This window comes from Curtobacterium salicis (assembly GCF_011759505.1).
Lineage (GTDB): Bacteria > Actinomycetota > Actinomycetes > Actinomycetales > Microbacteriaceae > Curtobacterium > Curtobacterium salicis.
This window is the reverse complement of the sequence record NZ_JAAOYO010000005.1, coordinates 58,960-85,818: the sequence shown is the minus strand read 5'-3', so window position 1 is coordinate 85,818 and position 26,859 is coordinate 58,960. Positions and strand designations below refer to the sequence as shown.

The window sequence follows — 26,859 nt, the reverse complement described above, 5'->3', positions numbered from 1 at the left end:
CACCGAGCCTCCCGTCCGTCCCCGCTCACCACCTGAGGAACCACCACCGTGCGATTCGGATACTGGACCCCGCTCTTCGGCGGCTGGCTGCGCAACGTCGATGACGAGCAGATGCCGGTCACCTTCGACTACGTCAAGCGGCTGGCGCAGCGCGCCGAGCGGATCGGGTTCGACCTGACGCTCGTGCCGGAGCTCAACCTCAACGACATCAAGGGCGTGGCGGCTCCCAGCCTGGAGGCGTGGGCGCTCGCTGCGGCCATCGCGGCGACCACCGAGCGCCTCGAGATCATGGCGGCGATGCGGCCGGGCTACCACCTGCCGGCCGTGACGGCGAAGCAGGCGGCGACGATCGACGACATCTCCGGCGGCCGTTTCACCTTCAACGTGGTGAGCGCGTGGTGGGCGGAGGAGGCCCGTCAGTACGGCGGCATCTTCTCGGAGCACGACGACCGGTACAAGCGCACCGCCGAGTTCGTCGAGGTCATGAAGGGGCTGTGGCGCGAGACGCCGTACTCGTTCCACGGCGAGTACTACGACATCGAGAACACGCACCTCGAGCCGAAGCCGCGCGTCACCCCCCGCATCTACGCCGGTGGTGAGAGCGAGGCCGGTAAGACCGCGATCACCGGGTACGCCGATGCCTACGTCACGCACGGCGGCACGGTCGAGGAGCTCCGCGCGAAGATCGACGAGATGAAGCAGCGCCGCGTCGACGCCGGCCTGCCGCCGTTCGAGGCGTTCGGCATGGCCGCGTACGCCATCGTCCGCGAGACCGAAGCGGAAGCACAAGCCGAGCTGGCCCGCATCACCGACGTCCAGCACGGGAATGCGTACGAGTCGTACCAGGACTTCATCTCGAAGTCGCAGCTCGAGCACGTGCCCTCGCTCGAGGACTACTCGGTGTCGAACCGGGGGCTGCGGCCGCAGTTCGTCGGCACGCCGGAGCAGGTCGCCGCGCGGATCCGCGAGTACGAGGAGGCGGGCGTCGACACGCTGCTGCTGCAGTTCTCGCCGCAGCTGGAGGAGATGGAGCGCTTCGGCGAGCAGGTCATCCCGCTGGTCCGCGCGTCGGTGCCCGCAGAGGCGACCTCCTGATGGCCGCCGAGGACGACTGGGCGTTCGAGACCCGGCAGATCCGGGCGGGCTTCAAGGCCGACCCGGGCTTCGGCGGGAACGTGCCGCCCATCGCCCAGACTGCGGCGTTCGTCTACCCGTCGGGGGAGGACGCCGCCGACCGCTTCCTGCTGAACGCGCCGGGGCACACCTACTCGCGGGTGAACAACCCGTCCGCAGCCGCACTCGAGCGTCGGATCGCCGACCTCGAGGGCGGAGTGGCCGCGCTTGCACTGGCGTCCGGGCAGGCGGCGACGTCGTTGGCGGTGCTGGGCCTCGCCCGCGCCGGGGACCACATCGTCTCGAGCGCGTCGCTGTACGGCGCGACCTACACGCTCTTCGCGTCGACCCTGCGGGACCTGGGCATCGCGTTCACCTTCGTGCAGGACCCGACCGACCTGGACGAGTGGGCCGCCGCGGTCCGACCGGAGACCCGCGCGTTCTTCGGCGAGTCGATCCCGAACCCGCGCGGGGACGTCCTGGACTTCGCCGGGGTGGCCGGGGTCGCACACGACGCCGGTGTGCCGCTCATCGTCGACAACACGATCGCCACGCCGTACCTCGTCCGGCCGATCGAACACGGCGCGGACATCGTCGTGCACTCGGCGACGAAGTACCTGGCCGGACACGGCAGCGCCATCGCCGGGCTCATCGTCGACGCCGGTTCGTTCGACTGGGCCGCGTACCCGGAGAAGTACCCGCAGCTCGCGACGACCGAGCACTCGGGGTTCTCGGGCACGAACTTCGCCGAGAAGTTCGGACGGCGCGCGTTCATCCAGCGCACCCGGTCGAAGCTGTCGGCGGACCTCGGCCCCGCGATCGCCCCGTTCAACGCGTTCCTGGTGCTGCAGGGCATCCAGACCCTGTCGCTCCGCATGGACCGGCACGTGTCGAACGCGGCCGCGGTGGCGTCGTGGCTCGACGCGCACGAGCAGGTCGAGCACGTGCACTACGCCGGGCTGCCGAACTCGCCGTGGCACCACCTGCAGCAGCGGTACGTGCCGAAGGGACCGTCGAGCGTCCTGGCCTTCGACCTGGCCGGCGGGGTCGCTGCCGGGCGGCGGTTCGTCGCCGCACTGGAGCTCTTCGACCACGTCTCGAACATCGGTGACGTCCGGTCCCTGGTCGTGCACCCGGCGTCCACGACGCACGTGCAGATGACCCCGACCGAGCGCGCTGCCGCCGGTGTGGGCGAGGGGCTCATCCGGCTGTCCATCGGCCTGGAGCACATCGACGACGTCATCGCGGACCTCGGTCGCGGGTTCGCCGCGGCGGCCGACGCGACCGGAGCCCGACCCGGACGGGGATAGGTTGGGGGCATGACGTCGACGCCCGCTCCGGATCGGGTGCGGACGCGCGCGCCGGGCAAGATCAACGTCCACCTGTCCGTCGGTGCGCTGCAGGACGACGGGTACCACGACATCGCCACGGCGTACCAGGCCGTCTCCCTCTACGAGGACGTGACGGCCGAGCGCGCCGACGACTTCTCGGTCCGGTTCACCGGTCCGATCGACACCTCGTCGGTGCCCACGGACGACACGAACTTGGCGATCCGCGCTGCCCGCCTGGTGGCCCGGACGTCGGGGCACCGGGGTGGTGTGCACCTGACGATCGAGAAGCAGGTCCCGGTCGCTGGCGGCATGGGCGGCGGCTCGGCGGACGCCGCCGCGACCCTGCTCGCCGTCGACACGCTCTGGGGCACCGGCCTCGGGCGGGACGAGCTGCTGCGTCTGGCGGCCGAACTCGGCGCCGACGTGCCGTTCGCCTTCGCCGGTGGCACGGCCGTGGGGACCGGTCGCGGCGACGAGCTCAGTCCGGCGCTGGCGAAGGGCGAGTTCCACTGGGTGCTGGCGCTCAGCGAGACCGGCCTCTCGACCCCGGCGGTGTACCGCGCGCTCGACGAACACCGGGAGCGCTACCGCGCCGACATCTCACCCGCGCCCAGGACCCCGGTCGTCGAGGCCCAGGTCCTGCAGGCCCTCCGTGCCGGCGATGCCGAGCTCCTCGCCGAGAACCTGCACAACGACCTGCAGGCCCCCGCGATGCGCCTGCAGCCGGCGCTGGCGCAGACGCTCGAACTGGGGGAGCGCTCCGGTGCCCTGGCCGGCCTGGTGTCGGGCAGCGGGCCGACGGTGGCGTTCCTCGTGCCGGACCGTGACGCCGCGCTCGAGGTGCAGGTGGCGCTCAGCGCGTCCGGGTTCGTGGCACTGCGGGCGAACGGCCCGGTGCACGGCGCCCGCGTCCTGCACTGACACCACGCCACCGACGGGCCCCGACCGTCAGGAGCGGACGAACTCCGTCATGATGACCTTGCCGGTCTGCCAGTTGTGCACCGGACGGAACCCGCGCTCGGCGAGCACGGCCTTGAGTTCGGGTCGGATCGTGCGGGAGGTCCCGCCGACGTACCAGACGGTGTCGATGTCGCCCAGGCGTGCGGGGACCGTCGAGGCCAGGTCGCCGTTCCGGTTCCAGAGGACGCCCTGGTCGGATCCGTCGGTGCCGACGGCCAGGTCGGTGAGCCCGGCGAACGCCTCCGGGTAGGAGACCTTGATGATCTCGGCCGTGGCTGTGGGGTGGCGGTAGACACTGCCGAAGACGACGCCCTCGTTCGCCCGCGGACGCGCGGCACGCTCGGCGCTGATGATCGACGCCGCCTGTGCCCACGTCGACTCGGCCTTCGCCTCGGGCTGCTTCACCGACACGGCCGTCGGCACCGACACGACGACGAGGGCGGCCACTGCCGCGGCGAGCACCGCCCTCGGTCGGATCATCGTCAGGGCGAGCGCCACGAGGAGGGCGACGGCGGGCAGGCTGAGCGTCGCGTACTTCGGCGAGTACAGCCGCTCACCGAGCGCGGTCGCGACCAGGAGGACCGTGGTCGGGACGACGACGAGGGGGAGCGCCACACGGACCGCCTGTGCGCGGAGGACGGCGCGGGCGGCCGGGAGGCGGTGGCGGACCTGCATCAGGGCCGTCACGACCCCGAGGACCATGAGCGCCCAGGCGGGCGCCGCGTACAGGGCGGAAGCACCGAACCAGGCGGTGGAGAACACCTGCCCGAACGTGCTGGTGCTGATGCCCTTGATCCACCCGACCTGCTTGGCCTGCGACGAGACGACCAGGACGAACGGCGCGGCCACGACCGCTGCGGTGCCCGCAGCGGCGGCCCACCGGACGAGGACGCGACGGGTGACGAGGGGGGCGCCCGGCGTCCGACCGCCGCGGGAGACCGTGGCCTGCCGGAGGGCGTGCCGCTCCGCGAGCAGGGTCCAGACGAGTGCGACGGCGTGCGCGACGACCGCGAGCGACAGGTACACGTTGAACGCCACGGCCACGACGGCGAGCACGGCGTAGGCGATCCACCAGCCGGTCGCACGTCCGTGGCGAGTGCGACGCAGCGCGGTCATGCCGACCAGCGTCAGGGCGACCGAGAGCGTCGTGATGGTGGCGTAGGGGCGGCCCTCGGTGCCGGCCCACTGCACGCGGGGCAGGAGCAGGAAGACGATGCCGGCCGTGATGCCGAGCCGCCTGCGGCCCAGCCGTCGGCCGAGGGCGACCACGAGTGCGGCGGCGACGCCGATCGCCAGCGCGCTCGGGAGCCGCAGTGTGAAGGGGGTGTAGCCGACCAACCAGAACCAGGCGTGCATGAGCGCGTAGTAGAGCCCGTGCACGGCGTCGACCGTGTGGAGTTCCGCCCACAGCTGCGGCCAGGAACGCTGTGCGCTCGTGACGGTCGCGGCTTCGTCGTACCAGAGGGACGGGACCCACGAGAACGCGGCGGCGATGACGACACCCAGCGCACCGATGGTGAGCTCCGGGGTCCGGACAGCGGTCGTCGCGGCGGCCGAGACGGCACCACGGACACCGGCGCGCACCGGCACGTGGCGGACCGCGTGCGGGACGCCGATGCTGCCGGTACGGGGAGAACTCACGCCGGAGACGGTACCGAGCGCCGCTGGACGGGAACCCGGTGAACGGGCCTCCGGAGCGGTGAGTGTCCACAAGCCGATGGTCGGTCTTCCCCGGTTAAGGTCGTCGTCATGACGCAGCTCCGGATCCGTGACGCGGCGACGTACCTCGGGGTCAGCGACGACACCGTGCGCCGTCTCGTCGAGGGCGGGACCTTCACCCGTGCCACCGACACCGTCGGACGGGCGGTCGTCGACGGACGTGAGCTCGCCGAGTACGCCCGGTCCCGCGGTGACCAGCTCGCCGATCCCTCGGGTGTCCGGAGTTCCGCACGGAACCGCTTCGTCGGCATCGTCACCGGGCTCGTCGTCGACACCGTGATGGCCCAGGTCGAGCTGCAGTGCGGCCCGCACCGGGTGGTCTCGCTCATGAGCTCCGAGGCGGTCCGTGACCTGGGACTCGAGATCGGATCGGTCGCCGTCGCGTCGGTCAAGGCCACGATGGTGACGGTCGAGATGCCGGGTCCGGAGGAGGACGCGTGAGCACGCCCGTCAGCACGGCCCGCCGCCGCCTCGGTTCGCGGACGGCCGCGCTCGCCGGCTCCGGGCCGGACGTCCTCGAACGCCTCGGTCGCGCGCGGGTCCTGGTCGTCGGGGCCGGTGGTCTCGGCGCTCCGGTGGTCTCGTACCTCGCCGGCAGCGGACTCGGTCGCCTGACGATCGTCGACGACGACGTCGTGGACGGTTCGAACCTCGCCCGGCAGACGCTCTTCACCAGCGCGGACATCGGGGTCCCGAAAGCCGAGGTGGCCGCCGCCCGCGCACGCGCGGTCGACCCCGAGCTCGACGTCGTCGCGGTCGTCGGGCGGTTCCGGCCCGAGCACGTCGCCGGGCACGACGTCGTGGTCGACGCCGCCGACGCGGTGGACGTGACCCGCGCGGTCTCCGACGCGTGCGCCCCGCTCGGCGTCCCGTTCGTCTGGGGGACCGTGCTCTCCTACGACGGGCAGGTCTCGGTCTTCCGCGACTCCGGGCCCGACGCCGTCGACTTCCACGACCTCCACCCCGAGGTCCTGCCCGACGAGGGCTCGTGCGCCGTCGACGGCGTGCTGCCGGCCCTCTGCGGGGCGATCGGGTCGGTGATGGCCGCGCAGGTGACGGCCCTCGTCGCCGGACTCGGTGACCCGCTGTTCGGACGCCTCCTCACGGTCGACGCACGGCGGTGGCGGTGGACCGAGAGCCCGATCCGACGTGGGCCGGCGTCGCGACGACCGACGAGCCTCCCGGCCGGAACTGCCGGAACTGCCGGAACTGCCGGAGCCGCCGGAGCCGCCGGAGCTGCCGGAGCGGCCGCAGCCCCGCGCATCTCACCCGCCGCCCTCGCCGCCCGCCTGGCCGACCCCGCCGATGCCCTGACCCTCGTCGACGTCCGCACCCCGGAGGAGTGGGACACCGGCGTGATCGCCGGGTCCGTGCACGCGGACGCCGTCCTGCCGGACGGAGACGTCGTCGTCACCTGCGCACGCGGGCCGCGCGCCGACGCGTGGGCGCGCGGCGTCGACCGCGCCGTCGTGGTCCTGGACGGCGGTGTCGACGCCTGGCGGCGTGAAGGACTCCCGCTCGTCCTGCTGTAGTCCGCTCTTGCGGGTAGGATCGGTCCACTCGTCCGCACCTGCGGAACGACCCGGTGAAGTGGAAGGCACTCGATGCGATCGCGGATGCAGACGACCACCCTCGTGGCCACCGGGGCGCTGCTGGCGCTGACGCTCGCCGGCTGCGCAGGTACCCCGGCGACGAGCGGCCCCGGCGCGAGCACGACGTCGAGCGCCACTGCCTCGGGTTCGATCACGGTGTTCGCCGCGGCGTCGCTCCAGCAGACCTTCACCACCCTCGGGCACGACTTCGAGCAGGCGCACCCCGGCACCACCGTCACGTTCTCGTTCGCGGGGTCGAGCGACCTGGTCACGCAGATCCAGAACGGGGCACCCGCCGACGTCATCGCCTCGGCCGACCAGGCCACGACGGCGAAGCTCGGCCGGTCCGCGCTCGCCGCCGGGTCTCCGCGGGACTTCGCGACCAACACGCTCGAGATCGCCGTCGCCCCCGGCAACCCGCACCACATCCGGGACCTCGCGGACCTGGACGACTCCGGCGTGCAGCTCGTGACCTGCGCCGCCCCGGTGCCGTGCGGAGCCGCGACGGCCGCGGTGGAGCGCTCGAGCGGCGTCGACCTGCACCCGGTCAGCGAGGAGCAGTCCGTCACCGACGTCCTCGGCAAGGTGCGGTCCGGGCAGGCCGACGCCGGCGTCGTCTACCGCACCGACGTGCAGGGCGCGAGCGGCGACGTCGACGGGGTGCCCTTCGCGGCGGCGGACGACGCGGTCAACACCTACCCGATCAGCGTCCTGCACGACGCAGCGAACCCGCGGCTCGCCCGGGTGTTCACGGCGTACGTCCTGTCCCCGGCGGGGCAGCGGGTCCTCGCCGACGCCGGCTTCGGCAAGCCCTGACGCCGGTGTCCGTCCTGCGGCCCGGCGGCAGCCCGCGTCACCCGCGGGTCCGGCGCAGCCGTGCGTCGGTGCGCGGCCCGGTGCCGTGGTGGTTGCCCGTCCCCGCGGTGCTCGGCGGCCTGTTCGTCGTCGTCCCCGTCCTGGCGATGGTCGGCCGGGTGCGGTGGGGGTCCTTCCTCGCGCTGGTGACCTCCCCGGCGTCGTTGACCGCACTCGGGCTGAGCCTCGGGACGGCGACCGCTGCGACCGGCATCGCCTTCGTCCTCGGCTACCCCCTGGCGGTCCTGTTCGCCCGGTCGCGTTCGCGGTGGACCGGGGTGGCCCGGGCGGTGGTGCTGCTGCCGCTGGTCCTGCCGCCGGTCGTCGGCGGGCTGGCGCTGCTCGCGGCGTTCGGTCGACTCGGCGTGGTCGGCGCGTTCCTCGACGAGCACGGGCTGCGGATCGCGTTCACCACGGTGGCGGTCGTCATCGCGCAGACGTTCGTCGCGATGCCGTTCCTGGTGTCCTCGATCGAGGGGGCGCTCCGCGTCGAAGGGGACCGGTACGAGCGGGTCGCGGCCACCCTCGGCGCCGGACCGACCCGCACCTTCCTCACCGTCACGACCCCGCGGGTCCTGCCCGGCATCGGCGCCGGCCTGGTCCTGTGCTTCGCCCGCGCCCTCGGCGAGTTCGGCGCGACCCTGACCTTCGCGGGCAGCCTGCAGGGTGTGACGCGGACCCTCCCGCTCGAGGTGTACCTGCAGCGTGAGATCGACCCGGACACGGCGGTGGCCCTCGCCCTCGTGCTCGTCGTCGTCGCGGTGCTCGTGATCGGCCTCGCCTCGGTCCGGACCCGCGGAGCCGCGGCGTGACGGCCCCGCCGACGCCCCTCGGCGCCGCGGGACTCGTCGTGCACGTCGTCCGACACGACCGCGACGTCGACGTCGCCCTGACCGTGGGCCCCTCCGAGTGCGTCGCCGTGATCGGCCCGAACGGAGCCGGCAAGTCCACCGTGGTCGACGCCGTCGCGGGGCTCCTCGCCCTCGACGACGGCGAGGTGCGCTCCGCCGGTCGACTGCTCGCCGGCCCGGGCCGCAGCGTCCCCGCGCACCGGCGCCGGATCGGCCTGGTCGCGCAGCGCCCGGACCTGTTCCCGCACCAGAGCGTCCTGGCGAACGTCGCCTTCGGTCCGCGGGCTGCCGGACGCTCCGGCCGGGAGGCACGCCACACCGCCCGCCAGGCCCTGGCCGCCGTCGGTATGGCCGACCTGGCAGACCGGGCCCCCGGGACACTGTCGGGTGGTCAGGCCCAGCGCGTCGCGATCGCCCGGGCCCTGGCGACCGACCCGGCGGTGGTCCTGCTCGACGAACCGACCTCGGCACTCGACGTCGCGGCACGGCAGGAGGTCCGCGCGGCCCTCCGCACCGCCGTGGCCGGACGACCCAGCCTGCTCGTCACGCACGACCCGGTGGAGGTGATGGCCCTCGCGGACCGCGTCGTCGTGCTCGAGGACGGCCGCGTGGTGGAGACCGGGCGTCCCGCCGACGTGCTCGCGCGTCCTCGGAGTGCCTTCGCGGCGACGTTCTCCGGCCTCGTCGTCCTGCGCGGCACGGCGACGTCGGACGGACTCGTCCTGGACGGCTTCGAGTCGGACGGCCCGGGAGGCCAGCGCGACGACGGGGGCGAGCTGGTGTCGGGGCCGCACGGCGTGCCTCCCGGCCGTGCCGTGTCGGCCGCGTACCACCCGACCGCGGCCGTGGTCACCCGCGCCGAGCACGGCGACGGCGCCGGACTGCTGCGGACGGTCACCGGTCTGGAGCCGCGTGACGGACTGGTCCGGGTCCGGGCGGGGGAGCTGACGGCGGACCTGACACTCGCCGCGGTCGCGGCGCTCGGATTGACGGCGGGGACGCGCGTGCGGGTCCGGGTGGCGCCGGCGGAGCTCACCGTCTGGGAGCGGTGACGGTCTACCCGCCGGCGAAGGGCGGCATGACGTCGACGACGTCGACTCCGGCCAGCGAGGTCGACCGGTCGCGGGTCGTCACGCCGTCGACCAGGTAGGAGCAGCGCTCCTGCAGGGCGGCCCAGCGGTCGGCGTCCGTGGCGGTCACCTGGCGGAGTGCGTCGTCGAGGGAGTCGGCCGTCACGGTCGTCTCGTCGAGCCCGACGGCGGCGCGGGCGGCGGCGAAGAAGCGCAGCGTGGTCATGTCCGTCATCCTCCGATCGCGCTCATGCCCCGGGTGGGGTGCACGAAGCCGTCGCTGTCGTCGCCGTGGTCCCGCGGCTTCGCCCACATCGCCCGGCGCCACCGGTCGAGGACGACACCGTCGTCGGCGCCGGCACGCAGTGGCCCGAGCAGGTCGACCTCGTCGTCCGAGAACAGGCAGCTGCGGACGTGGCCGTCGGCGGTGAGCCGGGTGCGGGTGCAGTCGGCGCAGAACGACTCGGTGATGCTCGCGATGATGCCGACCGTGCCGAGGTCCTGTCCGGTCGCACGGGACCGCACGCGGTAGCGCTCGGCCGGGGCGCCGTTCCGCGGGGCCTCGTCCGGGGTGAGCTCGTGGTCGACGCTGAGGAGCTCGCGGATCTGGACGGCCGTGATCATCGTCGTCGCGTCCCAGGCGTGACCCGGGTCCAGCGGCATCTGCTCGATGAAGCGCAGCTCGTGCCCGCGCTCCAGGCACCAGGCCAGCAGCTCGGAGGCCAGGTGGTCGTTGACCCCGCGCATGAGGACGGCGTTGACCTTCACGCCGAGGCCGGCGTCGGCCGCGGCCGCGATGCCCTCGAGGACCCGGTCGAGGAACGGCCGACGGGTGACCTCGGCGAAGACGTCCGGGTCGACGGTGTCGAGCGAGACGTTCAGCCGGTGCAGTCCCGCGGCGCGGAGGGCCGCGGCGCGCCGTGCGAGCCCGATGGCGTTCGTGGTGAGGGAGAGTTCGAGGTCGGGGTGGGCGGCCGCACTCCGGGCGATCACGTCGACCAGGTCCTTTCGGAGCAGTGGCTCGCCGCCGGTGAAGCGGACCTTGCGGATGCCGAGCTGCTCCGCGCCGAGGCCGACCAGTCGGGCGATCTCGTCGGCGGACATCAGGGCGGCGTCGGGCGCGAACGGCAGCCCCTCGGCCGGCATGCAGTAGGTGCAGCGGAGGTTGCAGCGTTCGGTCAGGGACACGCGGAGGTCGACGGCGTACCGACCGAACCGGTCGACCAGGCCGGGGTCGCCCGCGGGGCGCGGCGGCAGGTCGGTGCGGTCCAGGGGTCCGGGCGCCGGCGCCTCGGGGTGGACCCGGGCCATCAGGTCCGACGAGGGGAGCAGCTGCCCGGTCGACGGGGGCGTGAGCCCTGTCGAGGGTGGCATCTGGCCCGTCGAGGGCAGCATCTGGGCCGGCATCGCCTCAGGATACGGTGCCCTCGCTCCGATCCGGGTGGACCCCGTCGTGCAGCGCCCGGTCCCGACCGCGCAGGCGGTCGCGCCAGCGCAGCCAGTCCTGGCGGTCGGTGCGGACGAGGGTGACGACGAGCACGACCGCGATCGCCGCGAGCAGCCACCACCGGTAGGCGACCGCCGAGGGCCAGACACCACGCAGCGCGATCGCGAGCGTCAGGGACAGCCACTCCCACCGGCCCGACAGCACCACGAAGGGGATGAGCAGCAGCGCGTACCAGGGGTAGCGCGGGGTCACGGCGAGGAAGGTCACGCCGATCATGAAGACCTGACCGGACCAGGGGTTCGCCGGGTCGGACAGCCGCCAGGCGAGCACCGCGGCGACGAGCACGACGAGTCCGACCACGAGCGTCGCGGCGTCCCCGGGTACGACCTTCGCCACCAGGGCGAACCGCGAGCCGTCCTCGTAGCCCTCTTCCGACAGGTAGCCGGGCAGGTAGCCGAGCACCTTCGGGCCGGTCGTCAGCACGTAGGGGACGTAGAGCAGTCCGAACGTGACGATGCCGACCGGGATCGCCCACCAGCTGCGCCACCGACCGAGCAGCGCCGGGTACACGATCGCCGGGATGAGCTTCGTCGCGGTCGCGGCGCCGAGCGCGATGCCGCCCCAGATCGGGCGGCCGAACGCGACGAGCACGGCGCCGGCGGTGGCCAGGGCGGCGCCGACGACGTCGACGTGCGAGTTCGTGACGGCCTCGGCGGCGACGAGCGGCGACCAGGCCCAGAGCGCGGCCCACCAGGTCGGACGGCCCGAGCGGCGGAGGACGACGAGCAGGCCGACCGTGACGCCGAGCGAGACGACGAGGCCCGCGAACTGGAACGGCAGGTACTGCGCCGTGGCGGGGACGAACGCCCGGACGAGCGCGAACCACAGCTCGGCCATCGGCGGGTAGATCGTCGGCACGTCCGGTCGGTTGATCGCCGTGCAGTGGCCGAGCCGGCCGTCGCCCAGGCCGCGGAACCGGGGCTTGATGTCGTCGCACGTGCCGTTCACCTTGTCGGGGAACAACCAGTCCGGGCGGAGGTGCTGCAGCACGTCCGACTGCGGCGTGTGTCGGTACGGCGAGATGCCCGCGTGCTGCACGATGCCGTCCCAGGCGTAGCGTGCGGAGTCGGTGCTGGTGTTCGGCGGTCCGATCAGGGCCGCGATCCCGACGACCACCGCACCACCGAGGACGATCCGCGTCACCAGGTGCGGGGGCACGAACCTGAGCGCCAGCACGGCGCCTGCGAAGACCGTCCAAGCGATGAGGGTCCACGCAACGAATGGAGAGCGATGACCCTCCCGGAGGAACCCCAGATGCGTGACACCAACCGCGATGACGACGCCGAGCGCCAGCACGCCGACGACGGCGAGCACGGTCGCGACACGCGCGCTCGGGACGAACGCTCGGAGATCCGGACGGGTCGGACGCAGTCGTTCGCTCATGGTCCGACGACAGTAGCGGGGGTGCAGCGCCTGATGCGCCACACCCGCCAGGCCATGGCCTCCCCGAACCGCACCGCCCGTGGCGCCGTGGCCACCGGTCGCCTGCTCGGTATCGCGTTCCTGGTGTGCTTCCTCACCGGGGTCTACAGCCACCTGCTGCAGGAGCCCCTCGGCTGGATGCGTTTCCCGACCCGGCCCGTGCAGCTCTACCAGTTCACGCAGGGGCTGCACATCACGGCGGGCATCGCGATCATCCCGCTGCTGCTCGCGAAGCTCAACGTCGTGATGCCCGCGCTCGTGCAGACCCCGCCGGTCCGGAGCGTCCTGCACCTGCTCGAGCGTGCGTCGATCGCGGTGTTCGTGGCATCGGCGCTCGTGCAGGTCGTCACCGGTCTGCTCAACACCTTCCAGTGGTACCCGTGGCCGTTCCCGTTCCGCCAGGTGCACAACGCGCTGGCGTACGTCCTCATCGGGTCGCTGCTCATCCACATCGGCACGAAGCTGCAGGTCATCACGCGGTACTGGCGCAAGCAGGACTCGTTCGACGCCGAGGGGCGGTTCGTCGCGGACCCGTCGGTGGGCAGCGAGTTGCCGGACCCCAACGACCCGGCCGGACAGCACGACCCGGACGACCCAGCCGGACAGGAGGCCCGCGCCGGTTCCGCCTCGACGCCCCGCGGGTTCGTCGGTCGCCTCCACCGCTGGATCGACGGGAGCCCGGCACCCGAGCGGGCCGTCGCCGCTCCGGCTGCTGCCGCCGCTCCGGCCGCCGCCGCGCCGGCCACGGACCCCGCCGCACCGCCCACGGACATCGCGGCGACCGCCGACGGCCGCCGCCAGCGTGTCGCCCGACGCGGGTTCATCGCCGGCGTCACCGCGGCCACCGCGGGCGTCGTCGCCCTGACGGTCGGGCAGTCCTCCGTCGTCGGTGAACCGTTCAACGTGTTCGGTCCCCGTCAGCGGCACCTCGGCCAGAACGGGCTGCCGGTGAACCGCACGGCCCGCGCGGCCGGCGTCCTCGCCACCGCCACCGCCGCCGACTGGGTGCTCACGGTCGCGGGGCCCTCGGTCAGCAGGACGTTCTCGCGCGCCGAGCTGATCGCCCTCGGTCAGACCGAGGCGCGCCTGCCGATCTCCTGCGTCGAGGGCTGGAGCCAGATGGCCACGTGGAAGGGGGTCCGGATGCGTGACCTCCTGGCCGCGGTCCAGGCCGACCCGCACGTGCACGTCCGGGTGACGAGCCTGGAGCGGCACGGCGGCTACCGGATCATGGACATGGGGCCCGAGTACACCGCCGACCCGACGACGCTCATCGCCCTCGAGCTCAACGGCGAGAAGCTCGACCTGGAGCACGGTTTCCCGGCCCGGATCATCGCGCCCGGCCGTCCGGGTGTGCTGCAGACGAAGTGGATCGAACGCATCGAGGTCATCGCATGAGCACCGCAGTCGCCGACAACCGGGTCCGCACGGCCCGCATCGTGCTCGTCGTCCTGGGCGTGCTCGTCCTGGCGTTCGGGGCCTGGGTCCTCGTGACCAGCGTCCGTCCGAACCGGATCGGCGGACTGGCGACCTGGCTCCTCGGTGCGGTCGTGCTGCACGACGCGATCCTGTCGCCGTTCGTCCTGGCCGTCGGCATGGGGCTCCGGCGTGCCGGACGGTCCCTCCGCACGGGGGTGCTCGTCGTCGTGCAGGCGGCCGTCGTCCTCGGCAGCGTCCTGGCCCTGGTGGTCCTGCCGGAGATCGCCGCGAAGGCCCACGGGACGAAGAACGACACCGTGCTGCCGTTCGACTACACGACGCGGCTGCTCGTGGTCGAAGGGGTCCTGGTCGCCGTGGTGGTCGTCGCCCTCGTCGTCGGGGTGGTCACGGCTCGGCGTCGGTCGGACGAAGCTGTGGTTGCAGCGACAACCTCTCCCTAGGATGAGGACATGACCGACGACGTCCCCTGGCTCTCCCGCGAGCAGCTGCGCGCGTGGATGGGGTTCCTCGCCGTCATGGAACTGCTGCCGGCAGCGCTCGACCACCAGCTGCAGCGCGACGCCGACCTGACGCTCTTCGACTACATGGTCATCGCGATGCTGTCGGAGACCGAGTGCCGGACCCTCCGGATGTCGGTGCTCGCCTCGGCCACCAACGCCTCGCTGCCGCGCCTGTCGCACGTCGTGTCCCGGCTCGAGAAGCGCGGGCTCGTCAGCCGGTGCCCGTCCACCGAGGACCGGCGGGCGACCGACGTCCGGCTCACCGACGCCGGGTTCGACCACATCGTCGCCGCGGCCCCCGACCACGTCCGCACCGCTCGACGTCTGGTCATCGACGCGCTCACGGACGAGCAGGTCGCCGAGCTCGACGGCATCTCCCGCGTGCTCCTCGGTCGGGTCGACCCCGAGGGGCGGTTCGCGGCCGTCGCGAAGATGCCGGAGGACGAGCCCACGATCTGCGAGGCCCGCCTGACCGGCACCGGCGACGACTCCTTCCCGGACGTCGTCGACGGCACCACCTACCGGCCCGCGACCGCGGACGACCTGCCCCTGCTCCGACGGGCGAGCCTCGACGCGATGAACTGGTCCGCCGGCCGCTTCACCGACGCCGACCTCGACCGGCCCGAGTTCGCGCACTACTTCCGGGCCTTCGACCCGGACCGGCCCACGGACGACCGCCCCGCCGACCGTGCCGACGAGCGCGCTGCCGACATCGGTGTGGTGGCGTCCGACGACGACGGGCCGCTCGGTGTCGCCTGGGCCGTGCACCTGCCCGCGAGCGACCCCGGCTACGGCTTCGTCGCCGAGGACGTCCCCGAACTCACCCTCGCCGTCGACGCCCGCGCCCGCGGACGGGGCGTCGGGTCGGCGCTGCTCACCCGGCTCGTGGCCGCCGGACGTGCCGCAGGGTGGCCCGGGATCAGCCTCAGTGTCGAGGACGGCAACACCGGCGCCCGGATCCTCTACGAGCGCGCGGGCTTCCGTACGGTCGGACGGAACGGCGACTCCGACACCATGCAGCTCGTCTTCTGAGCGCCGCTAGGCTCGTCGGTATGAGCCATGCCGCCGACCACCCCTCCGAGACGTACAGCTACCTCGGACCGGCCGGCACCTTCACCGAGGCGGCACTCAAGCTCGTCGAGGCCGCGGCCGGCAAGCCCTGGCGCAGCGTCAACAACGTCGGCGAGGCCCTGGACGACGTCGTCACCGGTCGCTCCGTCGGGGCCGTCATCGCCATCGAGAACAGCGTCGACGGCGGGGTCAGCGCCACGCAGGACGCCCTGGCCCGGATCCCCGGCGTGCGGATCGTGGGCGAGTACCTGGTCCCCGTCGACTTCGTCCTCGTCGCACGGCACGGCACCACGCTCGCCGACGTCCGCACCGTCAACGCGCACCCCGTCGCGTACGCGCAGACGCACCGGTGGCTCGAGACGAACGTCCGCGGGCACGGGCACATCCCCGCCTCGTCGAACGTCGCCGCGGCGGCCGAACTGCTCGCGGACCACTCCGTCGCGGACGCCGCCGTCGCCCCGCCCGGCATCACCGACCACTACGACCTGGCCGTGCTGGCGGACTCCATCGGCGAGAACGCCAGCGCCGTCACCCGGTTCGTGCTCGTGTCGAAGACCCTCGCGATCCCCGAACGCACCGGCTCGGACAAGACGAGCGTCGTGGTCGAACTGCCGAACGAGCACCCCGGCGCCCTGGTCGACATGCTCGAGCAGTTCGCCACCCGTGGCATCAACATGGGACTGCTGTCGTCCCGACCGATCGGCGACGAACTCGGTCGCTACCGGTTCGTCATCGACCTCGACGGTCACGTGCGTGACGAGCGGGTCGCGGACGCGCTGCTCGGGCTCCGACGCTTCAGCCCGCGCGTGACCTTCCTCGGGTCGTACCCCCGGGCGGACGGCGTCCGCGCCGAGGTCTCACCCCGCTACTCGGACCAGGCGTTCGTCGAGGCCCGCGACTGGTTGCGCGCGATCGTGCGCGGCGAGCCGGACGCGAGCTGAGCCTCCCGGCCCGGTCCGCCGTCCGGCACCTCCGTCACGAACGCGGCGTCCGGCGGCGGGTCGCCCGCGTCTGGTCCTCGGGACCGGCGACGCGAACGGTCAACCCACCCGGGTCGATCCGTGCGCGGAACGCGACGACCTCGCCCACCGGGTCCCCGTCGATCTCGAACTCGTCCGGCCGCTCCAGGCGCGCCGTGAACTCCTCGCCGCGCAGGTAGCGCAGCGGCCGCTCGTCGCGCGCCTTCGAGACGATGCGCTGGCCGATCTCGGTGTTGCCGAGCGCCGAGCGACGGAACGAGCGCAGGATCGCGTTCTCCCAGAACACCCGCGCCGCGATCCGGACCCAGCCGAAGAACCCGCGCGGACGCATCACGACGATGTCGAAGACGCCGTCGTCGATCTCGGCGTCGGGCAGCAGCGTCGCGCCGGCCTGCAGCATCCCGCAGTTCCCGACGATCAGCGAGTGCGCGCGCACCGAGCGGTTGGAGCCGCCGTCCAGGCGGTACCGGAACTCGAAGGCGCTCGCGTCCCGCAGTGACCGGACCAGCGAGTCGACGTACGCCAGCCAGCCGACCTTCTTCTTCAGGTCGTCGTTCGTGTTCGCGAGCATGCGGGCGTCGAGGCCCAGGCCCGCCATCACCAGGAAGCCGAACTCCTCACGCGAGCCGTCCTCTCGCTCGACCCCGACCGTGCCGAAGTCGATCGCGCGGTCCTCGCCGTGGAAGATCGTGTGCGCGCTCGCACCCAGGTCGTCGATCGGCGCCGGGATGTTGCGCGCGAGCAGGTTGCCGGTACCGCTCGGCAGCAGCGCGAGGGACGCATCGGATCCGTGCACGACCTCGGCGACCGCACGGACCGTGCCGTCGCCACCCGCTGCCGCGATCACGTCGGCACCGGCGTCGAGGGCCTCGCGGGCCATGCCGCCGCCCGGGTCCTCCTCGCTCGTGGCGTACCACTTGGTCTCCGCCCAGCCGGCCTCGCGCTGGTACCGGTTCACGGTGCGCTTCAGCGTCGGCAGGTGGACCTTGACGGGGTTGTAGATGACTGCGGCGGTGCGCTGCTCCGTGGCGGGGGCGTCCTCCGGCACAGCGGTGGCTTCCGAGGGCGTCGACATGCGGACAACGCTACCGAACAGGTGCTGCGCGGTCCGGAACGCGGCCACGCGCGGGCGGGAGGCGCGGATCGGCCGTGCCGCGGGCCTCCCGTCCGGTGGTTCACCAGGCGGCCATCTGCGGCTCGCTAAGCTGGGCCGGTGATCGACCCCCAGCTGTTGCGCGACGAACCGGACCTCATCAAGGCCTCGCAGGCGGCGCGCGGCGCCTCCGTCGACGTCGTCGACCAGGCCGTCGCCGCGGACTCCGCCCGACGCGGCGCCATCACCGCGTTCGAGGCGCTCCGTGCCGAGCAGAACGCGTTCGGCAAGACCGTCGCGAAGGCCCCGAAGGACGAGAAGGCTGCGCTCGTGCAGCAGGCACAGGCGCTCTCCGCGAAGGTGAAGGAGGCCCAGGCCACGGTCACCGCCGCCGAGGACACCTTCAACTCCGTCGTGCGCTCGATCCCCAACGTCGTCCTGCCCGACGTGCCGGCCGGGGGCGAGGACGACTTCGTCACCCTCCGCACCGTCGGCACCAAGCCGGAGTTCTCCTTCGAGCCGAAGGACCACGCCGACCTCGGCGAGTCGCTCGGCATCATCGACATCGCCCGCGGCGTCAAGGTGTCCGGCTCGCGCTTCTACTTCCTGCGCGGCATGGGTGCCCGGCTCGAGATCGCCCTGATGTCGCTCGGCCTCGACCGTGCCGTCGCGCACGGGTTCGAGCCGCTCATCACGCCGACGCTCGTGCGCCCGGAGACGATGGCCGGCACCGGCTTCCTCGGCGAGCACGCGGCCGAGGTCTACCGTCTCGAAGCCGACGACCTCTACCTCACCGGCACCAGCGAGGTCGCCCTCGCCGGGTACCACGCCGACGAGATCCTGCAGTTCCCGGACGGCGACGACCAGGCCCTCCGCTACGCCGGCTGGTCCACCTGCTACCGGCGCGAAGCCGGGTCCGCGGGGCGCGACAACCGCGGCATCCTGCGCGTGCACCAGTTCAACAAGCTCGAGATGTTCGCCTACGTCCACCCGGACCAGGCCGACGCCGAGCACCAGCGGCTGATGTCCTACCAGGAGTCCATGCTGCAGGACCTCGGGCTGCACTACCGGGTCATCGAGACCGCCGCCGGGGACCTCGGCACGAGCGCCGCGCGCAAGTACGACCTCGAAGCGTGGGTCCCGACGCAGGGCACCTTCCGCGAGCTCACCTCGACGTCGAACTGCACCACGTTCCAGGCCCGCCGCCTCGACATCCGCTACCGCACCGAGAGCGGCAAGACCGCCCCGGTCGCCACGCTCAACGGCACCCTCGCCACCACCCGCTGGCTCGTCGCGATCCTCGAGACCCACCAGCAGGAGGACGGCTCGGTCGTCATCCCCGAGGTCCTCCGCCCGTACCTCGGCGGCGTCGAGGTGATCGAGCCCCGATGAGCTCCTCACGCGGATTCGTCGACGGTTCCGAGGCGTCGGGCTCAGGCCTCGATGCGGCTTCGGGGTCGGCTTCTGCTTCGGGGGCGGCCGAGACCGCGGTGCCCGCGCGGGTCAAGCGCTGGCTCGTCGCCCTCGACATCGACGGCACCACCATGCGCGAGGACGGAGTCGTCACCGACACCGTCATCCAGGCGGTCCTGGACGCCGAGGCGGCCGGGCACGAGGTCATGCTCTCCACCGGTCGCAGCGAGGGCATGACCGTCCCGCTGCTCGACCGGCTCGGCATCCAGCCGAAGTACCTGGTCTGCGCCAACGGTGCGCTGACCCTCAAGCGCACCGAGTCCGGCGACTACGAGCGTGTGCACGTCGAGACGTTCGACCCGACCGAGGTCCTGCAGACGATCCGCGGCGCACTCGAGAACGGGGCCTACGGGGTCGAGGACGAGACCGGGCACTACCTGCTCTCCGGCGACTTCCCCGACGACACCATGACCGCGTCCGGCGACCACGTCGCGTTCGAGCGGCTGCTCGGCGTCCGGGCCACCCGCGTCGTCGTGATCTCCCCGGAGCACGGTCTCGAGGAGTTCCTGGACATCGTCGACAAGATGGGCCTGCACAAGGTCTCGTACACGGTCGGCTGGACCGCGTGGCTCGACATCGCGCCCGAAGGGGTCACCAAGGCGACCGCCATGGAGCGCATCCGCGAGTGGCTCGACATCCCGCGCTCCCGTGTCTTCGCGGCCGGCGACGGACGCAACGACATCGACATGCTGCGGTGGGCGTCCACCTCGGGCCGCGGGGTCGTCATGGGGCAGGCGCCCGACGACGTCGTCGACGCGGGCAACGAGCTGACGGGCGGCGTCATGGACGACGGGCTCGCGGCGGCGCTCGACTCGTTGCCGCGCTGACGGCTGGTTGCTGTCCCGGCTGGCGGGCACTGGCTGCGCGCGGGCCGGGAGGCTCGGTAGACTGCACGGGACGCGGCCACGTCTCGCCACGTGGTCGCGTCACGGAGGGTTGTCCGAGCGGCCGATGGAGCCTGTCTTGAAAACAGGTGGGCAGAGATGTCTCGTGGGTTCGAATCCCACACCCTCCGCTCCTGGGGGTCGGTCTCCCGCCCACGGGGGTCCTCGGAGGGCCCCGGGTGACAGCGCTCCGCCGACCTAGCGTCGAGGGCATGGACATCACCACACGCTCCGTCGCCGTCATCGGCGGCACCTCCGGCATCGGCCTCGAACTCGCACGGCGCTTCCGCGACGCCGGCAGCCGCGTCGTCATCGGCGGCCGTCGCGCCGACGTGCTCGACCAGCTCGGTGCCGAGGGCTTCGGCACCGTCTCGATCGACGTCACGGACGACGACTCCGTCACCACCGCACGCGACGCCGTGCTCGACCTGCTGCCCGACCTGGACACCGTCGTCACGATGTCGGGCATCGGCGTCCCCGAGGACCTCCGCGACCCGGCGCACTTCGCCGACGCCGCCCGCACGGTCGACGTCAACCTGCTCGGCACGATCCGGGTCGTCGACGCGTTCACCCCGCACCTGCTCCGGCAGAGTAGCGGGACGATCGTCACCGTCAGCTCGGGTATCGGCTTCCTGCCGTTCCCGCTGATGGCAACGTACGCCGCCACGAAGGCCGCGGTGCACGCCTACACCGAGGCGCTCCGGGCGCAGCTCGCCGGGACGGGGATCGACGTCGCTGAACTCGTGCCGCCGGCGGTGAACACCACGATGGGCGCCAGCAACCCGAACGCGCTGGACCTCGGCGACTTCGGTGCCGAGGTGATGGCGCTCCTGGCACAGGAGCCCACGCCGCACGAGCTCCTGGTGCAGGGTGTCCTCATGCACCGATGGGCAGAACGCGACGGAACGTACGACGACATGGTCGCCCAGCGCTCACAGGCTCTCGCGACGCTGCCCGGACGGTCGGGCGCAGCGGCATGACATCCGACGGGGACCCGACCGCGACGCCGACGAACCCGCTCGGCGCGTACCTCCAGGCACGGCGTGGACTCGTCACGCCGGAGCAGGTCGGGCTCCCCGTCGGCGGGGTCCGGCGCGTGCCGGGCCTCCGCCGTGAAGAGGTCGCGATGCTCGCCGGCGTCAGCACCGACTACTACCTGCGCCTGGAGCGAGGGCGGGACACCCACCCGTCGCCGCAGGTCCTCGATGCGCTCGCCCGGGTGCTCCGACTCGACGACGTCGAACGCGCGCACCTCCAGCACCTCGCCGAACCCGTCCGCCGTGCACGACCGCGGCGCACGGTGGAGCGGATCCCGGCCCGTCTGCACGCGCTGCTGGCCGCACTCGAGGTCCCGGCGTTCATCGAGGGCCGGGCGTTCGACGTCCTCGCGGCGAACGACCTGGCGACCGCGTTCTCGCCCCGGCTCCGGGTCGGCGAGAACCGGCTGCGCTCCCTGCTGCTCGACCCGGAGGAGCGGGTGTTCCACCGCGACTGGGAGCGTGCCGTCGCGAGCTTCGTCGGGGCGTTCCGGCACTCGGTCGCCGACGAGGTCCACGACCAGCGGGTCGTCGAACTCGTGGGGGAGCTGTCGCTGGCCAGCGGGCGCTTCCGACAGCTGTGGGCACGGCAGGACGTCCGGGCGCTGGAAGGCGGTTCGATGACCGTCGACCACCCGGTCGCGGGAGAGCTGCACCTGTACCGCGACAAGTTCCCGGTCGACGGGCTGCTCCTCGTGCTCTACTACGCCGACCCGGGCAGTGCGAGCGCCGAGCGGCTGGGCATGCTCGCGTCCCTCGCCCGCGAGACATCACCGCACCCCTGACACAGCCGTTGGACACCGGCGACGGACGGCGGGCTCAGCTCGAAAGCTCATCCTCCAGCTGGCACGGGGAGGGTCAGCGCAGGTGAAGCCCTGCAGAGCCGGGACGTGTTCTCCGGCGAGTCCGACCCAGGTCAGGTCATCCGGCTGCACGCGAGGCGAGCCAGCGATCGATCACGTCCTTCTCGACGGCCTTCAACGACTTCCGCGCGACCGTCGCGTGGTACTCGGCCACGAGAGCGGCGCGTTCGTCATCGGTCAGGCCGTCGCTGCCGACGTCGCGGCGCGACCGGCCCGGACGAGTCATCGGCAGGCGGGGGAGCATGCGTCGATGGTAGTCCCGCCCCACCGACGACCGACGAGCCTGTGGAGGACCCGGCATGCTCGCGTCCCTCGCCCGCGGCACCAGATCGGGGGCGTGAAGCCGCGCGTCGACCGCGGTACCGTTGTCGCCGGAGTGTACGGGTCGTTCTGTGCACGGCCAGCACGACGGACCACGGGGGAACCACGACCATGACCACGCCGACCTCGGTCGCCGGGCGCACACCGGACCGCCGCACCGCGATCCTCGAGGCCGCCGCCGTCGAGTTCGACCGCCAGGGCTTCGGGGCTGCGAGCATCTCCGGCATCGCCAAGGCCGCCGAGGTCAGCCAGGGCGCGATCCACTTCCACTTCCGCACGAAGCAGGCCATCGCGCTCGCCGTGATCGACGAGCAGAACGCCCGCACGTTCGAGGCGGTCACCTACGACGGCCCGTCGCCGTTGGCCGGGCTGGTCGAGGCCTCGCGGACGATCGCCGGCCTGCTGCTCGACGACCCGGTCGTCCGCGCCGGGATCCGTCTGTCGCTCGAGAACCGGGTGTTCTCCGGGGCGACGTCGTCCTTCTACGACCAGTGGATCGCGAGCGTCGTGGACGTCTTCCGCCTGGCGGTCGCCGCGGGCGAGGTCGGTCCGACGGTCACCCCGGAAGCGCTCGGCGCCACCGTCGTGCCGTGGTTCACCGGCGTGCAGCTGGTGTCCGACGTCCGCGCCGCCCGCGTCGACCTGCTCCCGGCGGTCGGGACGATGTGGCGGGTCCTCGCGCACGCCTGCGTCGTCCCGGCGCAGCGCGACCGGCTGCTGGCCGTCGTGGACCGCGCCTTCGCCTGACCGTCCGCGCCAGCGTGGTGCGGGACGCATGACGGGAGGCCCGGATCGGCCCCGGTGGGCTGGTCCGGGCCTCCCGTCCGGTCGTCGTCAGTCGGTCTTCGCGACCCGCTTCGCGCGGTCCTTGACCTGCTCCTCGCGGCGCTTGTCGCGGGCCTTCTGCGCCTTCTCGCGGCGCTTGGCCCGCTTGTTCTCGCGCTCGTGGTGCTCGACGTCCTCGGAACGCTTCTGCCGCCACGGCTCGGCGGCGAGGTCCGGGCCGTCCCAGACCTTGATGGCACCCCAGGCTGCGGCGAGGAGCGGCACCGAGATGATCGCGCCCGTGATGCCCGCGAGGACGGTGCCCGCGGTCAGGCCGACCAGGATGACGAGGCCGTGCAGGCGGAGCGTCTTGCCCATCAGGACCGGCTGGAGGAAGTTGCCCTCGAGCTGGTTGACGACGACGACGATGCCGACGACGAACAGCGCCTGCACCGGGCCGAGGGCGACGAGGGCGACGAGTGCGGCGAGGATCCCGGCCGCGGTGGCCCCGACGATCGGGATGAACGCCGTGATGAACACGATGACCGCCAGCGGCAGCGCGAGGGGGACGCCGACGATCGTGATGCTGACGCCGATGCCGATCGCGTCGACCGCGGCGACGGTCGCGGTGCCGCGGACGTAGCCGCCGAGGGTCGAGACGACGCGGTCACCGACGCGACGGGCGCGCTCGTACGAGGCGCCGGTGAAGGGACGGAGCAGGAACTCCCAGATGCGGGGCCCGTCCTTGAGGAAGAAGAACAGCACGACGATCATCAGCACCAGGCCGGTGAGGAAGTTCGCGGTCGCGGACGCCCCGGCGAGGGCACCGGAGCCGAACTTGGCGCTCGTGACGAAGTCGGTGGCGGTCTTCACCGCGTCGTCGACCTGCTTGTCGGAGATCGCGAACGGCAGGGTCTTGCTGAAGTCCTGCAGCTGCTGGAAGCCCTGCACCGCCGACTTCTGCAGGCTCGACCACTGGTTCTCGACCGCGACGACGATGAGGTAGCCGAGGAGCCCGAGGACGACGAGGACCCCGAGCAGGACGGTCAGGGTCGCGAAGACCGAGGGGAAGCCGTGCCGACGCAGCCACGAGACGACCGGGTGCATGGCCGAGGCGATGATGAGCGCCAGGAGCACCGGGATCGTCACGACGCTGAGGACCTGACCGGCGTAGACGATCCCCGCGACGATGACGATGAGGATGATCAGCTGCAGGGCGCGGGTCGACAGGCGGCCGAACGAGTCCGACCAGGCAGCGCGCACGCCGGTCACCGGCTCGGTCGGTGGCGTCGTCGGCGGGGCAGCGGCGGAGGAGCGGAAGAACGGCATGACGCCGACGGTACAGACGCACAGGTCGGTGCGCCGGGTCTCGGTGCGTTCAGTCCTCGACGAGGTCGCGGTCCCGGAACCACTTGAGCAGCCAAGCGGCGCTCGTGCGGTCGAAGGAGGGGGCGAAGTCCAGGGTGCCGGACAGGAAGGGGCTGAACCCCTCGACGGACGCCAGGTCGGAGTCGTCGAGGCCGCGGTACGCCATCGACCAGCCGTCGAACCGGCGACGTTCGATGTCCTCGCGGATCAGGGACCTGACGGTGTGGTGGCGGGGGTCACGTTCGATCGCGGCGAACCGGTCGTCGACGCTCCACGCCGGACCCTCGAGCAGCTGCATGAACCGGCCGTTCTTCACCACGAGGAGCCCCGAGACGCCGAGCGCCTCGTTCCGCAGCCGTGCACCCGCGAGCATCTCGGTGAGCTCGTCCTCGCCGAACTCGTGCGTCGCGACGCTCATGTAGACGATGGAGACCAGCACCCGTGCATCTTCGCTCGCGCGTCCGTGTCGGCACAATCGTGTCCGGAATCTGCACCCCGACGCGCGCCTAGGATCGTCCTCATGGCGACCGTCCTCCTCGTCCGGCACGGACGCACCACCGCGAACGCGACCGGACTCCTCGCAGGCCGTACGGCGGGCGTCGCGCTCGACTCCGTCGGGAAGCGACAGGCCGCCGCGACGGCCGAGCGCATCGCCGCCGTACCCCTCGCCGCGGTCGTCTCCAGCCCGCTGGAACGCTGCCGGCAGACCGCGCGGGCGATCACCGCGTTCCAACCGGGCGACCCCCGGCAGTTCGTCGAGCGCGGCATCATCGAGGCGGACTACGGCGACTGGCAGAACCGCAAGATCAGCGAGCTGGCCACCGAACCCCTGTGGCGCGTGGTGCAGTCGAACCCGAGCGCGGTCGTCTTCCCCGGCGGCGAGTCGATGCAGACGATGCAGTCCCGCGCCGTGGCGGCGATCCGCCGGATGGACGCGCAGATCGAGGCCGAGCACGGCGCGGGTGCCGTGTGGGTCGCGGTGAGCCACGGCGACATCATCAAGTCGGTGCTGGCCGACGCCCTCGGCATGCACCTGGACCTGTTCCAGCGCATCTCGGTGGGCCCGGCATCGGTGTCCATCGTCCGCTACGGCGAGGCCCGTCCCGAGGTCGTCGCGACGAACACCGAGTCGGGGGACCTGTCGTGGCTCGCCCGGGCGGCGGCGCCGAGCGGCGACGCGGTCGTGGGCGGCGGCGCGGGGCACGACGAGCCGCAGTCCGCCACTCCCTGAACGGTCGGAGCCGCACGCTCCTACAATGCGGGTATGCCCCCCATCGTCCACGGCTTCGACTGGCCGGACAGACTCGTCGTCGGCACGATCGGACGCCCGGGCGAGCGGTCGTTCTACATCCAGGCCCGTGACGGCCGCCGCGTCGTCAGCGTCGCCATCGAGAAGGAACAGTCGGCCGTGCTCGCAGACAAGATCGACGAACTCCTCGACGAGGTCGCCACGGTCGAGGACAACCGCTTCAGCGTGCCGGACGCCGCACCCACCGAGCTGCGCGACGGCGACCCGCTCGACCAGCCCGTGGAGCCCGAGTTCCGTGCCGGCGCACTGAGCCTCGGCTTCGACCCGGCCACCGCGCAGGTCGTCATCGAGGCGTACCCGATCGAGGACGACCTCGAGGTCTTCACCGAGTCGACCGGCGACGGCGACGAGGTCGAAGCGGTCGTCGAGATGCCCGAGCCGACGGAACTGCTGCAGGTCAAGATCCCGGTCGGCAGCGCCCGCGCGTTCGTCGAGCGCACGCGAGAGGTCATCGCTGCCGGACGACCGAACCCCCCTGAGCTCCCCGAGCTCGGATGACGACCGGCCCTGACGCCGCCGGCGCCGCGGTCCCCAGCGCCCCCGGAGAGCTCCGGATCACCGGACGCATCCGCGAAGCCTCGAACGCCACCTTCCTCGCACGACTCGACGGCCACGACGTCGTCTACAAGCCGATCGAGGGCGAGAAGCCGCTGTGGGACTTCCCCGACGGCACGCTCGCCGGTCGTGAGGTCTCCGCCTACCTGGTGTCCGAGGCCCTCGGCTGGGACGTGGTGCCCGAGACCTGGCTCGGTGACGGCCCCTTCGGTCCAGGCATGGTGCAGCGGTGGCAGGACATCGACCCCGAGCAGGACGCCGTCGACCTGGTCCCCGCCGAGGACGCCGCGGCCGCCGTCGCCGCCGGGACCGTCCGCGAGGTGCTCGACGCCGTGGACGAGGACGACCGGGCGGTCACCCTGGTGCACGAGGACTCGGTCGCCCTCCGGCGGATGGCCGTCTTCGACGTCGTCACGAACAACGCGGACCGCAAGGGTGGACACGTCCTGGCGATGGCGGACGGGCACCGGTACGGCGTCGACCACGGCCTGACCTTCCACGTCGAGCACAAGCTGCGGACGGTGCTCTGGGGGTGGATCGGGGAACCCCTCAGCGAGGACGAGGTCGCCGGCCTCCAGCGGCTGTCGGAGGCCCTGCGCGGACCGCTCGGCGAGGCGCTGCGCGAGCACCTCACCGACGACGAGCTGTCGGCCCTCCGCGGGCGGTGCGTCGCGCTGGCCGCGGTGGCGACGTTCCCGCCGCCGGACGGCTACGGTCCGGCCGTGCCGTGGCCGGTCTTCTGACGCATCCGATCTGACGCTTCCGGTCAGACGCACCCGT

General features: G+C 72.5%; 28 protein-coding genes and 1 tRNA gene. 21 read left to right on the top strand and 8 right to left on the bottom strand.

Annotation, left to right across the window (positions count from 1 at the left end):
• Positions 1-48 precede the first annotated feature (48 nt).
• The 3 genes from E9228_RS15325 to E9228_RS15315 are packed head-to-tail and all read left to right on the top strand — an operon-like array spanning position 49 to position 3,365.
• Positions 49-1,095, top strand: coding sequence for an LLM class flavin-dependent oxidoreductase (locus E9228_RS15325; protein WP_166781414.1), 1,047 nt, complete (start codon positions 49-51; stop codon positions 1,093-1,095).
• Positions 1,095-2,423, top strand: coding sequence for an O-acetylhomoserine aminocarboxypropyltransferase/cysteine synthase family protein (locus E9228_RS15320; protein ID WP_166781413.1), 1,329 nt, complete (start codon positions 1,095-1,097; stop codon positions 2,421-2,423). The genes E9228_RS15325 and E9228_RS15320 overlap by 1 nt, the downstream gene beginning before the upstream one ends.
• Before the next feature lie 9 nt (positions 2,424-2,432).
• Positions 2,433-3,365 (top strand): 4-(cytidine 5'-diphospho)-2-C-methyl-D-erythritol kinase, encoded by a 933-nt coding sequence (locus E9228_RS15315; RefSeq protein ID WP_166781412.1) that lies wholly within the window; start codon positions 2,433-2,435, stop codon positions 3,363-3,365.
• 27 nt (positions 3,366-3,392) lie between these two features.
• Here the strand turns inward: E9228_RS15315 and E9228_RS15310 are convergent, their stop codons facing one another.
• On the bottom strand, positions 3,393-5,045 hold the full coding sequence (locus E9228_RS15310) for a glycosyltransferase family 39 protein (RefSeq protein WP_166781411.1): 1,653 nt from the start codon (positions 5,043-5,045) through the stop codon (positions 3,393-3,395).
• 108 nt (positions 5,046-5,153) lie between these two features.
• Here E9228_RS15310 and E9228_RS15305 point away from each other — a divergent pair, with 108 nt between their 5' ends.
• From E9228_RS15305 to E9228_RS15285, 5 genes are all read left to right on the top strand, one after another.
• Positions 5,154-5,564 carry a TOBE domain-containing protein gene (locus E9228_RS15305; protein WP_166781410.1) on the top strand — a complete coding sequence of 137 codons (411 nt, stop codon included), beginning with the start codon at positions 5,154-5,156 and terminating at the stop codon, positions 5,562-5,564.
• On the top strand, positions 5,561-6,655 hold the full coding sequence (locus E9228_RS17450) for a ThiF family adenylyltransferase (RefSeq protein WP_166781409.1): 1,095 nt from the start codon (positions 5,561-5,563) through the stop codon (positions 6,653-6,655). Before E9228_RS15305 ends, E9228_RS17450 begins: the two co-directional genes overlap by 4 nt.
• 84 nt (positions 6,656-6,739) lie before the next feature.
• A complete protein-coding gene (gene modA, locus E9228_RS15295) occupies positions 6,740-7,531 on the top strand; it encodes a molybdate ABC transporter substrate-binding protein (RefSeq protein ID WP_252728397.1) in 792 nt (263 codons plus the stop codon).
• 68 nt (positions 7,532-7,599) lie between these two features.
• On the top strand, positions 7,600-8,382 hold the full coding sequence (locus E9228_RS15290) for an ABC transporter permease (RefSeq protein WP_166781407.1): 783 nt from the start codon (positions 7,600-7,602) through the stop codon (positions 8,380-8,382).
• Positions 8,379-9,473: an ABC transporter ATP-binding protein gene (locus tag E9228_RS15285; protein WP_341849914.1), complete on the top strand. Its 1,095-nt coding sequence runs from the start codon at positions 8,379-8,381 to the stop codon at positions 9,471-9,473. The genes E9228_RS15290 and E9228_RS15285 overlap by 4 nt, the downstream gene beginning before the upstream one ends.
• Positions 9,474-9,477: 4 nt before the next feature.
• Here E9228_RS15285 and E9228_RS15280 read toward each other — a convergent pair whose 3' ends face one another.
• From E9228_RS15280 to E9228_RS15270, 3 genes are all read right to left on the bottom strand, one after another.
• Positions 9,478-9,717, bottom strand: coding sequence for a MoaD/ThiS family protein (locus E9228_RS15280; RefSeq protein WP_166781406.1), 240 nt, complete (start codon positions 9,715-9,717; stop codon positions 9,478-9,480).
• A gap of 5 nt (positions 9,718-9,722) precedes the next feature.
• Positions 9,723-10,802 carry a GTP 3',8-cyclase MoaA gene (gene moaA / locus E9228_RS15275; RefSeq protein ID WP_166781583.1) on the bottom strand — a complete coding sequence of 360 codons (1,080 nt, stop codon included), beginning with the start codon at positions 10,800-10,802 and terminating at the stop codon, positions 9,723-9,725.
• A 100-nt stretch (positions 10,803-10,902) separates the two neighbouring features.
• Positions 10,903-12,381, bottom strand: a complete 1,479-nt coding sequence (locus E9228_RS15270) for a glycosyltransferase family 87 protein (protein ID WP_166781405.1) — start codon at positions 12,379-12,381, stop codon at positions 10,903-10,905.
• Between the two features lie 21 nt (positions 12,382-12,402).
• Here E9228_RS15270 and E9228_RS15265 point away from each other — a divergent pair, with 21 nt between their 5' ends.
• Genes E9228_RS15265 through pheA form a run of 4 tightly spaced genes read left to right on the top strand, consistent with a single transcriptional unit; the run spans position 12,403 to position 16,372 of the window.
• Positions 12,403-13,818 carry a molybdopterin-dependent oxidoreductase gene (locus E9228_RS15265; protein ID WP_208386342.1) on the top strand — a complete coding sequence of 472 codons (1,416 nt, stop codon included), beginning with the start codon at positions 12,403-12,405 and terminating at the stop codon, positions 13,816-13,818.
• Complete coding sequence (locus E9228_RS15260; protein ID WP_166781404.1) at positions 13,815-14,300, top strand: hypothetical protein; 486 nt, start codon at positions 13,815-13,817, stop codon at positions 14,298-14,300. The genes E9228_RS15265 and E9228_RS15260 overlap by 4 nt, the downstream gene beginning before the upstream one ends.
• Positions 14,301-14,309: 9 nt before the next feature.
• A complete protein-coding gene (locus tag E9228_RS17660) occupies positions 14,310-15,392 on the top strand; it encodes a GNAT family N-acetyltransferase (protein ID WP_341849913.1) in 1,083 nt (360 codons plus the stop codon).
• Between the two features lie 20 nt (positions 15,393-15,412).
• Positions 15,413-16,372 carry a prephenate dehydratase gene (pheA, locus tag E9228_RS15245; protein ID WP_166781403.1) on the top strand — a complete coding sequence of 320 codons (960 nt, stop codon included), beginning with the start codon at positions 15,413-15,415 and terminating at the stop codon, positions 16,370-16,372.
• Between the two features lie 34 nt (positions 16,373-16,406).
• Here pheA and E9228_RS15240 read toward each other — a convergent pair whose 3' ends face one another.
• A complete protein-coding gene (locus E9228_RS15240; protein WP_166781402.1) occupies positions 16,407-17,486 on the bottom strand; it encodes a diacylglycerol/lipid kinase family protein in 1,080 nt (359 codons plus the stop codon).
• Positions 17,487-17,624: 138 nt separating this feature from the next.
• Between E9228_RS15240 and serS the strand changes: the two genes are divergently transcribed.
• The 5 genes from serS to E9228_RS15215 all read left to right on the top strand — a co-directional run bounded on the left by serS (position 17,625) and on the right by E9228_RS15215 (position 21,683).
• Complete coding sequence (gene serS, locus E9228_RS15235) at positions 17,625-18,896, top strand: serine--tRNA ligase (protein WP_166781401.1); 1,272 nt, start codon at positions 17,625-17,627, stop codon at positions 18,894-18,896.
• Between the two features lie 98 nt (positions 18,897-18,994).
• Positions 18,995-19,804 carry an HAD family hydrolase gene (locus tag E9228_RS15230; RefSeq protein WP_341849912.1) on the top strand — a complete coding sequence of 270 codons (810 nt, stop codon included), beginning with the start codon at positions 18,995-18,997 and terminating at the stop codon, positions 19,802-19,804.
• A 103-nt stretch (positions 19,805-19,907) separates the two neighbouring features.
• Positions 19,908-19,992, top strand: a tRNA-Ser gene (locus E9228_RS15225).
• A gap of 81 nt (positions 19,993-20,073) precedes the next feature.
• The gene (locus E9228_RS15220) at positions 20,074-20,841 is read left to right on the top strand and encodes an SDR family oxidoreductase (protein WP_166781399.1); all 768 of its coding nucleotides are present in this window, start codon (positions 20,074-20,076) and stop codon (positions 20,839-20,841) included.
• Complete coding sequence (locus E9228_RS15215; RefSeq protein ID WP_166781398.1) at positions 20,838-21,683, top strand: helix-turn-helix transcriptional regulator; 846 nt, start codon at positions 20,838-20,840, stop codon at positions 21,681-21,683. Before E9228_RS15220 ends, E9228_RS15215 begins: the two co-directional genes overlap by 4 nt.
• 136 nt (positions 21,684-21,819) lie before the next feature.
• Here the strand turns inward: E9228_RS15215 and E9228_RS15210 are convergent, their stop codons facing one another.
• Positions 21,820-22,005 carry a hypothetical protein gene (locus E9228_RS15210; RefSeq protein WP_166781397.1) on the bottom strand — a complete coding sequence of 62 codons (186 nt, stop codon included), beginning with the start codon at positions 22,003-22,005 and terminating at the stop codon, positions 21,820-21,822.
• 188 nt (positions 22,006-22,193) lie between these two features.
• Between E9228_RS15210 and E9228_RS15205 the strand changes: the two genes are divergently transcribed.
• Entirely contained in the window at positions 22,194-22,829 is a 636-nt protein-coding gene (locus E9228_RS15205; RefSeq protein WP_166781396.1) for a ScbR family autoregulator-binding transcription factor, read from the top strand.
• An 87-nt stretch (positions 22,830-22,916) separates the two neighbouring features.
• On the opposite strand, the gene E9228_RS15200 is transcribed toward E9228_RS15205, so the two are convergent.
• The gene (locus E9228_RS15200; protein ID WP_166781395.1) at positions 22,917-24,176 is read right to left on the bottom strand and encodes an AI-2E family transporter; all 1,260 of its coding nucleotides are present in this window, start codon (positions 24,174-24,176) and stop codon (positions 22,917-22,919) included.
• 49 nt (positions 24,177-24,225) lie between these two features.
• Positions 24,226-24,654, bottom strand: a complete 429-nt coding sequence (locus E9228_RS15195; RefSeq protein ID WP_166781394.1) for a BLUF domain-containing protein — start codon at positions 24,652-24,654, stop codon at positions 24,226-24,228.
• An 81-nt stretch (positions 24,655-24,735) separates the two neighbouring features.
• Between E9228_RS15195 and E9228_RS15190 the strand changes: the two genes are divergently transcribed.
• From E9228_RS15190 to E9228_RS15180, 3 genes are read left to right on the top strand one after another with little or no spacing between them, the layout of a single operon-like run.
• Positions 24,736-25,446 carry an MSMEG_4193 family putative phosphomutase gene (locus E9228_RS15190; protein WP_166781393.1) on the top strand — a complete coding sequence of 237 codons (711 nt, stop codon included), beginning with the start codon at positions 24,736-24,738 and terminating at the stop codon, positions 25,444-25,446.
• Between the two features lie 33 nt (positions 25,447-25,479).
• Positions 25,480-26,022 carry a DUF3090 domain-containing protein gene (locus E9228_RS15185; protein ID WP_166781392.1) on the top strand — a complete coding sequence of 181 codons (543 nt, stop codon included), beginning with the start codon at positions 25,480-25,482 and terminating at the stop codon, positions 26,020-26,022.
• Complete coding sequence (locus E9228_RS15180) at positions 26,019-26,822, top strand: SCO1664 family protein (protein WP_166781391.1); 804 nt, start codon at positions 26,019-26,021, stop codon at positions 26,820-26,822. Before E9228_RS15185 ends, E9228_RS15180 begins: the two co-directional genes overlap by 4 nt.
• The last annotated feature ends 37 nt before the right edge of the window (positions 26,823-26,859 follow it).

Bases quoted from the DNA above. Each gene is read 5' to 3' on its own strand.
- pheA (WP_166781403.1), top strand. From the start codon at position 15,413: ATGAGCCATGCCGCCGACCACCCCTCCGAGACGTACAGCTACCTCGGA.
- E9228_RS17660 (WP_341849913.1), top strand. From the start codon at position 14,310: ATGACCGACGACGTCCCCTGGCTCTCCCGCGAGCAGCTGCGCGCGTGG.
- moaA (WP_166781583.1), bottom strand. From the start codon at position 10,802: ATGGCCCGGGTCCACCCCGAGGCGCCGGCGCCCGGACCCCTGGACCGC.
- E9228_RS15220 (WP_166781399.1), top strand. From the start codon at position 20,074: ATGGACATCACCACACGCTCCGTCGCCGTCATCGGCGGCACCTCCGGC.
- E9228_RS15260 (WP_166781404.1), top strand. From the start codon at position 13,815: ATGAGCACCGCAGTCGCCGACAACCGGGTCCGCACGGCCCGCATCGTG.
- E9228_RS15270 (WP_166781405.1), bottom strand. From the start codon at position 12,381: ATGAGCGAACGACTGCGTCCGACCCGTCCGGATCTCCGAGCGTTCGTC.
- modA (WP_252728397.1), top strand. From the start codon at position 6,740: ATGCAGACGACCACCCTCGTGGCCACCGGGGCGCTGCTGGCGCTGACG.
- E9228_RS15305 (WP_166781410.1), top strand. From the start codon at position 5,154: ATGACGCAGCTCCGGATCCGTGACGCGGCGACGTACCTCGGGGTCAGC.
- E9228_RS15240 (WP_166781402.1), bottom strand. From the start codon at position 17,486: ATGTCGACGCCCTCGGAAGCCACCGCTGTGCCGGAGGACGCCCCCGCC.
- E9228_RS15205 (WP_166781396.1), top strand. From the start codon at position 22,194: ATGACCACGCCGACCTCGGTCGCCGGGCGCACACCGGACCGCCGCACC.
- E9228_RS15210 (WP_166781397.1), bottom strand. From the start codon at position 22,005: ATGCTCCCCCGCCTGCCGATGACTCGTCCGGGCCGGTCGCGCCGCGAC.
- E9228_RS15315 (WP_166781412.1), top strand. From the start codon at position 2,433: ATGACGTCGACGCCCGCTCCGGATCGGGTGCGGACGCGCGCGCCGGGC.
- E9228_RS15190 (WP_166781393.1), top strand. From the start codon at position 24,736: ATGGCGACCGTCCTCCTCGTCCGGCACGGACGCACCACCGCGAACGCG.
- E9228_RS15180 (WP_166781391.1), top strand. From the start codon at position 26,019: ATGACGACCGGCCCTGACGCCGCCGGCGCCGCGGTCCCCAGCGCCCCC.
- E9228_RS15185 (WP_166781392.1), top strand. From the start codon at position 25,480: ATGCCCCCCATCGTCCACGGCTTCGACTGGCCGGACAGACTCGTCGTC.
- E9228_RS15200 (WP_166781395.1), bottom strand. From the start codon at position 24,176: ATGCCGTTCTTCCGCTCCTCCGCCGCTGCCCCGCCGACGACGCCACCG.
- E9228_RS15320 (WP_166781413.1), top strand. From the start codon at position 1,095: ATGGCCGCCGAGGACGACTGGGCGTTCGAGACCCGGCAGATCCGGGCG.
- E9228_RS15215 (WP_166781398.1), top strand. From the start codon at position 20,838: ATGACATCCGACGGGGACCCGACCGCGACGCCGACGAACCCGCTCGGC.
- E9228_RS15280 (WP_166781406.1), bottom strand. From the start codon at position 9,717: ATGACCACGCTGCGCTTCTTCGCCGCCGCCCGCGCCGCCGTCGGGCTC.